A 6,956-nucleotide genomic window follows, 5' to 3' on the forward strand; every position below is an offset into this window, starting at 1 on the left:
ATGGAAATCGGCGCAAATGATATGAATTCCTATTTGTCAGTAAATCTAATTTACAAACTATACACTTGGCAGCCGCAGGCTCAGGCGCAGGCCTTGCGCCGCGTTCTCCGCCCACAGTTCGCCCCCCTGCATGCGCAGGGCGCCACGGGCGATGGCCAGGCCCAGACCGAAGCCCTCGCCGCCCGGACGCGCGGCACACAGCCGGGTGAAGGGACGGAAGATGGTCTCCAGCTCCTGGGCGGGCACACCGCCGCCCTGGTCCTCGAGGTGCAGCAGCCAGTGCGCGCCCTGCCGCTGCCCGTGCAGGCGCACCACCCCGTCCGCCGGCGAATGGCGGATGGCATTGCGCAGGATGTTTTCCAGCGCCTGGGCCAGGCCGTTGAGATGGCCAAGCACCCGGCACTCGGCGGGCAGCTCGCAGCGCAAGCGCGTGGCCTCCCAGCCGCTCTCGAAGCAGGCATCCTCGGCGAGCACGCCCCACAGGGCCGCCACATCGATTGTCTCCAGCGCCGGCTGGGGCCGCTCGGTGTCCAGCCAGACCAGCTCCAGGGTGTCGTCGACCAGGCGCTGCATGCACTGCACTTCGCGTTCCAGGCGCTGGCGCAGCACCTCCAGGTCGCTGGCGCACTCGCCGGCCACGCGCAGGCGCGACAGCGGCGTGCGCAGCTCGTGTGACAGGTCGCGCAGCAGCTGGCGCTGATAGCTCACCGTGTGCTCCAGGCGCTCGGCCATGTGGTCGAAGGCACGGCCCAGGGTGCCCAGCTCGTCGTCGCGGCGGCTGACATGGGGCGCCACGCGGGTGCTCAGATGGTCGCCGCGCAGGGCGTCGGCCTGCTCACGCAGGTGCTTGAGCGGTGCGATCAGCTGGCGGTAGATCAGCAGGCACAGCAGCAGCGCCAGCACGCCCGGCACCAGGCCATGCACCAGCAGCTGGGTCGCCAGGGTGAAGCCCGGCGGCAGCATGCGCTCGGGCAGCTCGATGGCCAGACGGCCGGCCTCAGGCGCCTCCGGGAACGGCACCAGCAGGCTGGGCAGACCGATGCTGCGCTTGCTCATCGGCCAGTCGATGCGCCGCACGAAGGTCAGGCGTTCCAGCTCGGCCGTACTCAGCGCCTGGCTGGACAGCGAGTGCAGGCCCGGCCCGAGCACCGCCACCCAGCCACTCTCGCGACGGCGCATGTCCGCCAGCCAGTCATCGACACCGCCTCGCCCGCCGGCACGCCAGGCCTGCTCGGCCTCGGCGGCGTAGCCCAGCAACTGGCGCTGGTCGTCGGCACGCAGGTAGTAGCCAAGCCGCTCGACGCTACCGCCCCAGTACCACACCAGCCAGACCATCAGCAGGCAGAAACCCACCAGCAGCGCCGCCAGGCGCCAGAACAGCGAATGTCGGGACAGCACTCAGGCTTCCTCGCCACTGAACAGGTAGCCGCGTCCCCACACCGTTTCCAGGCGCCCGGCCAGATAGCCGACGGCCTGCAGCTTGCGGCGGATATGGCTGACGTGCATGTCGAGCACGCGGTCGTGGGCCGAGAACGGGCGATGCAATACCTGCTGATAAAGGAAGGCCTTGCTCAGCACCTCGCCCGGGTGCGCGGCGAGCAGCTGCAGCAGGCGGAATTCGGTCAGGGTCAGTTGCGCCCACTGCCCTTCGTGGCAGACGTCGCCGCGCGATTCATCGAAGCGCAGGCCGCCATCCACCGCCGGCTCGTGGCGGCGGCGCTCGTAGGCCACACGGCGGAGGATGGCGGCGATGCGCACTTCCAGTTCGGCCATGGCGAAGGGCTTGGGCAGATAGTCGTCGGCGCCCTGGCTGAAACCGGCGATGCGGTCCTGCTCGGCGCCCAGGGCCGACATCAGGATCACCGGCACGCTGCGCCGGCAGCGCAGCTCGGCCAGCGCCTCGAGGCCGTTGCGCCCGGGCAGCAGGACATCCAGCAGCACCAGGTCGAAGTCCTCATTGCAGGCCTGTGCCAGCCCCAGCGCGCCGTCGTGCTGCAGAGTCACCGCGAAGCCGCATTGCGACAGGTGCTGCTGCAGATGGCTGGCCAGCAGGACATCGTCCTCGATGGCGAGGATGCGCGCCCCGGAATTCATGATAATCAGTGTCTGATGAGAATTAATCCTGACTATTCTGCCAAAACAGCCAGCAGATTCCCATCGAACGAATCGCTAAACTGCGGCTATCACCTGGATGGAGACTGCCGTGTTCAAGGACCTCGGGATCAAGGGCCGCGTCCTGCTGCTCACCCTGCTACCCACCAGCCTGCTGGCCCTGGTGCTCGGCGGCTACTTCACCTGGATGCAGCTGGCCGAGCTGCGCAGCCAGTTGCACGAGCGTGGCGAGCTGATGGTGCAGCACCTGGCCCCGCTGGCCGCACCGGCCCTGGCACGCGAGGATGCCGACCAGCTCAGGCGCCTGGCCGAGGAAACGCTGAACCAGCAGGATGTGCGCGCCGTCGGCTTCCTCTCCGCTGAACGCGCTGCGCTGGCCAAGGCCGGTCCGAGCATGCTCAACGAGCCGCCACAGGCCACCGTCGAGCCGCTGACCACCCGCAGCGGGCAGGACGCCACGCGCTTCCTGATGCCGGTGTTCGGCCGCCACCAGAGCCTGGCCGCCGAAGGCAGCAGCGAAGGTGCCGACCGCCTGCTGGGCTGGGTTGAGCTGGAAATCTCCCACCATCGCACCCTGCTGCAGGGCTACCGCAGCCTGTTCGCCAGCCTGCTGCTGATCGTTGCCGGCCTCAGCGTCACCGCCCTGCTCGCCCTGCGCATGAGCCGCTTCATCAACGATCCGCTGCGCAGCATCCAGCAGGGCGTCAACCAGCTCAAGGAAGGCCAACTGGAGACCCGCCTGCCGCCGCTGGGCAACCCCGAGATGGACGAGCTGGCCGCCGGCATCAACCGCATGGCCGAGTCGCTGCAGAACGCCCAGGAAGAGCTGCAGCACAGCATCGACCAGGCCACCGAGGACGTGCGGCAGAACCTGGAGACCATCGAGATCCAGAACATCGAGCTGGACCTGGCGCGCAAGGAGGCCCTGGAGGCCAGCCGCATCAAGTCCGAGTTCCTGGCCAACATGAGCCACGAGATCCGCACCCCGCTCAACGGCATCCTCGGCTTCACCGGCCTGCTGCAGAAGAGCGACCTGACCCCGCGCCAACAGGACTATCTGGGCACCATCGAGAAATCCGCCGAGAGCCTGCTGGGGATCATCAACGAGGTGCTCGACTTCTCCAAGATCGAAGCCGGCAAGCTGGTGCTGGAGAACATCCCGTTCAACCTGCGCGACCTGATCCAGGACTGCCTGACCATCCTCGCCCCCGCCGCTCACGACAAGCAGCTGGAGCTGGTCAGCCTGATCTACCGCGACACCCCGCTGGCCCTGCAGGGCGACCCGCTGCGCCTGAAACAGGTGCTGACCAACCTGGTGAGCAACGCCATCAAGTTCACCCGCGAGGGCACCATCGCCGTGCGCGCCATGGTCGAGGATGAAAGCGACGACCGCGCGCAGCTGCGCATCAGCGTGCAGGACACCGGCGTCGGCCTTTCCGACGAGGACCTGCGCGCGCTGTTCCAGGCCTTCAGCCAGGCCGACAACTCGCTGAGCCGCCAGGCCGGCGGCACCGGCCTCGGCCTGGTGATTTCCAAACGCCTGATCGAACAGATGGGCGGCGAGATCGGCGTCGACAGCAACCCTGGCAGCGGCTCGGAGTTCTGGATCAGCCTGACCCTGCCCAAGGCCCGCGACGATGGCGACGACCTGCCGCGCGCACCGCTGCAGGGGCGCCGCGTGGCGATGCTGGAAAGCCACGAGCTGGCCCGTCAGGCGCTGCAGCACCAGCTGCAGGACTGCAGCCTGGAGGTGCAGGAATTCACCAGCCTCGACCCGTTGCTGGAGCAGGTGGCACGCCAACGCGACGCCGGTCAGCCGATCGAGCTGGCCGTGCTCGGGGTCAACCTGCAGGAGCTGCCGCCGGAGCAACTCGGCCAGCGCCTGTGGGAGCTCGACCGCCTGGGCTGCAAGACCCTGGTGCTCTGCCCCACCACCGAACAGGCGCTTTACCACGAAGCGCTGCCCGACACCCACCTGCAGCTGCAGGCCAAGCCGGCCTGCACGCGCAAACTGCTGCGCGCCCTCGGTGAGCTGGTCAGCCCGCGCCCCTTCAAGGTCGAGGCCCCCGCCCCGTTGACCAGCCGTGCGCCACGCCTGCTGTGCGTCGACGACAACCCGGCCAACCTGCTGCTGGTGCAGACTCTGCTCAGCGATATGGGCGCCGAGGTGGTGGCGGTGGACAGTGGCTATGCCGCCGTCGAGGCAGTGCAGCAGCACAGCTTCGACCTGGTGTTCATGGACGTGCAGATGCCCGGCATGGACGGCCGCCAGGCCACCGAGGCGATCCGCCTGTGGGAACAGGAGCGCGAGCGCAGCCCGCTGCCGATCGTCGCCCTCACCGCCCATGCCCTGGCCAACGAGAAACGTGCTCTGCTGCAAGGCGGCATGGACGACTACCTGACCAAGCCGATCAACGAGCGGCAGCTGGCCCAGGTGGTGCTCAAGTGGACCGGCCTGGCCCTGCGCAACCATGCCCAGCCTGCACCCGCCGCAGCGGTCAGCAGCGCCAGCCTGCGCGTACTAGATGCCGAGGAAGGACTGCGCCTGGCCGCCGGCAAGGCGGATCTCGCCAGCGACATGCTCAATATGCTGCTGGCCGGCCTGCCTGCCGACCGCCAGGCCATCCGCCAGGCCCGCGAGACCGGCGAACGCGGCGCCCTGATCGAGCGCGTACACCGCCTGCACGGCGCCACCCGCTACTGCGGCGTACCGCAGCTGCGCGCCGCCTGTCAGCGCAGTGAAACCCTGCTCAAGCAGGACGACCCGATGGCCCAGGCGGCCCTCGATGAACTGGACGCGGCCATCGCCCGGCTCGCCGAAGAAGCCACGGTCAGCGCCTGAGGAGTTCCGATGAATATCATCCTGTTCAGCAGCAAACCCTACGACCGCGCCAGCTTCCAGGCCCTGGCGTTGCCGGGCGACTGGCAGCTGCAGTTCCAGGACTGCCTGCTGACCGCGGACACCGCCGCCCTGGCGGAAGGCTGCGAGGTGGTCTGCGCCTTTATCAACGACAACCTGTCCGCGCCGGTACTGGAGCGCCTGGCCGCCGGCGGCACGCGGCTGATCGCCCTGCGCTCGGCCGGCTACAACCATGTCGACCTCAAGGCCGCCGAGCGCCTGGGGCTGGCGGTGGTGCGGGTGCCGGCCTATTCGCCGCACGCGGTGGCCGAGCACGCGGTGGCGCTGATCCTGGCGCTCAACCGGCGCATCCACCGCGCCTTCAACCGCACCCGCGAGGGCGACTTCTCGCTGCACGGGCTGACCGGCTTCGACCTGCACGGCAAGACGGTCGGCGTGGTCGGCGCCGGCAAGATCGGCCAGGCCTTTGCCGGCATCATGGCCGGCTTCGGCTGCCGGGTACTGGTCTACGATCCCTATCCGGTGCCTGAGCTGGCGAGCTTCGGTGGCCACCAGGTCACCCTCAACCACCTGATCGCGGAGAGCGACATCATCAGCCTGCACTGCCCCTTGAACGAGGGCAGCCGCCACCTGATCGACAACGCCCGCCTGGCGCAGATGAAGCGCGGCGCCATGCTGATCAACACCGGCCGCGGCGCGCTGGTCGATACGCCGGCGCTGATCGGCGCGCTGAAAAGCGGCCAGCTCGGCTACCTCGGTATCGACGTCTATGAAGAAGAAGCCGAGCTGTTCTTCGAGGACCGCTCCGACCTGCCATTGCAGGACGATGTGCTGGCGCGCCTGCTGACCTTCCCCAATGTCATCGTCACCGCCCACCAGGCCTTCCTGACCCACGAGGCGCTGGCCGCCATCGCCGGCACCACCCTCGACAACATCGCCGCCTGGGCCGCCGGCACGCCGGTCAACCGGGTGACATCTGCCGCGTGATAGCATCCCGCCCAGCTCAGGAGGCTGCATGACCACCCACGATTTCCGCTACACCCTGCTCAACCCGCAACACACCCTGACCGAATGCCGCGCCCTGGCACCGGGCCGCTACCAGGTGACCGGTAACGGCGGCGCCGTGCAGGCTGGCGACACCCTGCTGGTGACCCTCAAGGGCAGCCGCGAGCTGTCCATGAGCCTGGCCGTGGAAAAAGTCCGCCATCTGATCAATCCGCCCGGCCAGTGGATGGCGGTGGCCACTGGCCCGGCATTCCGCGAACTGGCGATCCATACTTGGCAGGTCGATTGCGATGCCTGCGGCAAGCGCATCGACCTGGAATTCGCCGTCGACGCCAGCCTCGGCACCAAGGCCCAGGCACCGGCAGCCGAGGCACGCCTGGCCGAACTGGGCTGGGCCAGCCGCGGCGGCAAGCACTTCTGCCCTGCCTGCAAGGAACAAAGCACATGAAGCATGCCCTGGTTCCCGCCCTGTTCGCCGCCACCCTCAGCGGCTGCGCCAGCGACCCGGTCCAGCTGGAAAACGACAAGACCTACCGCGTGGAATGGATCGGCGAGCGCCCGCTGATCGACCGCAGCCACCTCACCATCACCCTCGGCGAGGACGGCCGCGCCTATGGCAGCGCCGGCTGCAACCACTGGTTCGCCAGCTACCGCCGTGACGGCGACGCGCTGCGTTTCGAGCAGCCCGGCGCCACCCGCAAGCTGTGCGCACCGGCGCTGATGGAGCAGGAACAACGCTTCCTCGAAGCCCTCGGCCAGGTGCAACGCTGGGACGTGTCCGGCATCGGCCAGCTGCGCCTGTGGCCGGCGGAAGGCAAGCCGATCCGGCTGTGGCCGGAGGAAGGCTGAACAACCCTCCGTGACGCCGTTCCGCGCAGCCCGGATGCCATCCGGGGCAACCGGCAACCGCGCATAAGTGCTGCTCGGCCGGCACGCTCTCTCGACACACCCCGCGGCATCCCCTCTCCCGTTTACGGGA

General features: G+C 68.5%; 6 protein-coding genes. 4 read left to right on the forward strand and 2 right to left on the reverse strand.

What is annotated here, in order from left to right; genetic code table 11:
* Positions 1-57 precede the first annotated feature (57 nt).
* Positions 58-1,398: a sensor histidine kinase gene (locus tag PA6_RS09590; RefSeq protein ID WP_021700710.1), complete on the reverse strand. Its 1,341-nt coding sequence runs from the start codon at positions 1,396-1,398 to the stop codon at positions 58-60.
* Complete coding sequence (locus tag PA6_RS09595) at positions 1,399-2,094, reverse strand: response regulator transcription factor (RefSeq protein WP_021700711.1); 696 nt, start codon at positions 2,092-2,094, stop codon at positions 1,399-1,401.
* A 109-nt stretch (positions 2,095-2,203) separates the two neighbouring features.
* Between PA6_RS09595 and PA6_RS09600 the strand changes: the two genes are divergently transcribed.
* Genes PA6_RS09600 through PA6_RS09615 form a run of 4 tightly spaced genes read left to right on the forward strand, consistent with a single transcriptional unit; the run spans position 2,204 to position 6,826 of the window.
* Positions 2,204-4,954: a response regulator gene (locus PA6_RS09600; protein ID WP_021700712.1), complete on the forward strand. Its 2,751-nt coding sequence runs from the start codon at positions 2,204-2,206 to the stop codon at positions 4,952-4,954.
* A gap of 9 nt (positions 4,955-4,963) precedes the next feature.
* Entirely contained in the window at positions 4,964-5,959 is a 996-nt protein-coding gene (locus tag PA6_RS09605; protein WP_021700713.1) for a 2-hydroxyacid dehydrogenase, read from the forward strand.
* Positions 5,960-5,987: 28 nt separating this feature from the next.
* Entirely contained in the window at positions 5,988-6,425 is a 438-nt protein-coding gene (locus tag PA6_RS09610; RefSeq protein ID WP_021700714.1) for a hypothetical protein, read from the forward strand.
* On the forward strand, positions 6,422-6,826 hold the full coding sequence (locus tag PA6_RS09615; protein WP_021700715.1) for an META domain-containing protein: 405 nt from the start codon (positions 6,422-6,424) through the stop codon (positions 6,824-6,826). Before PA6_RS09610 ends, PA6_RS09615 begins: the two co-directional genes overlap by 4 nt.
* The last annotated feature ends 130 nt before the right edge of the window (positions 6,827-6,956 follow it).

The sequence above is a fragment of the Aquipseudomonas alcaligenes NBRC 14159 genome (assembly GCF_000467105.1).
GTDB lineage: Bacteria > Pseudomonadota > Gammaproteobacteria > Pseudomonadales > Pseudomonadaceae > Aquipseudomonas > Aquipseudomonas alcaligenes.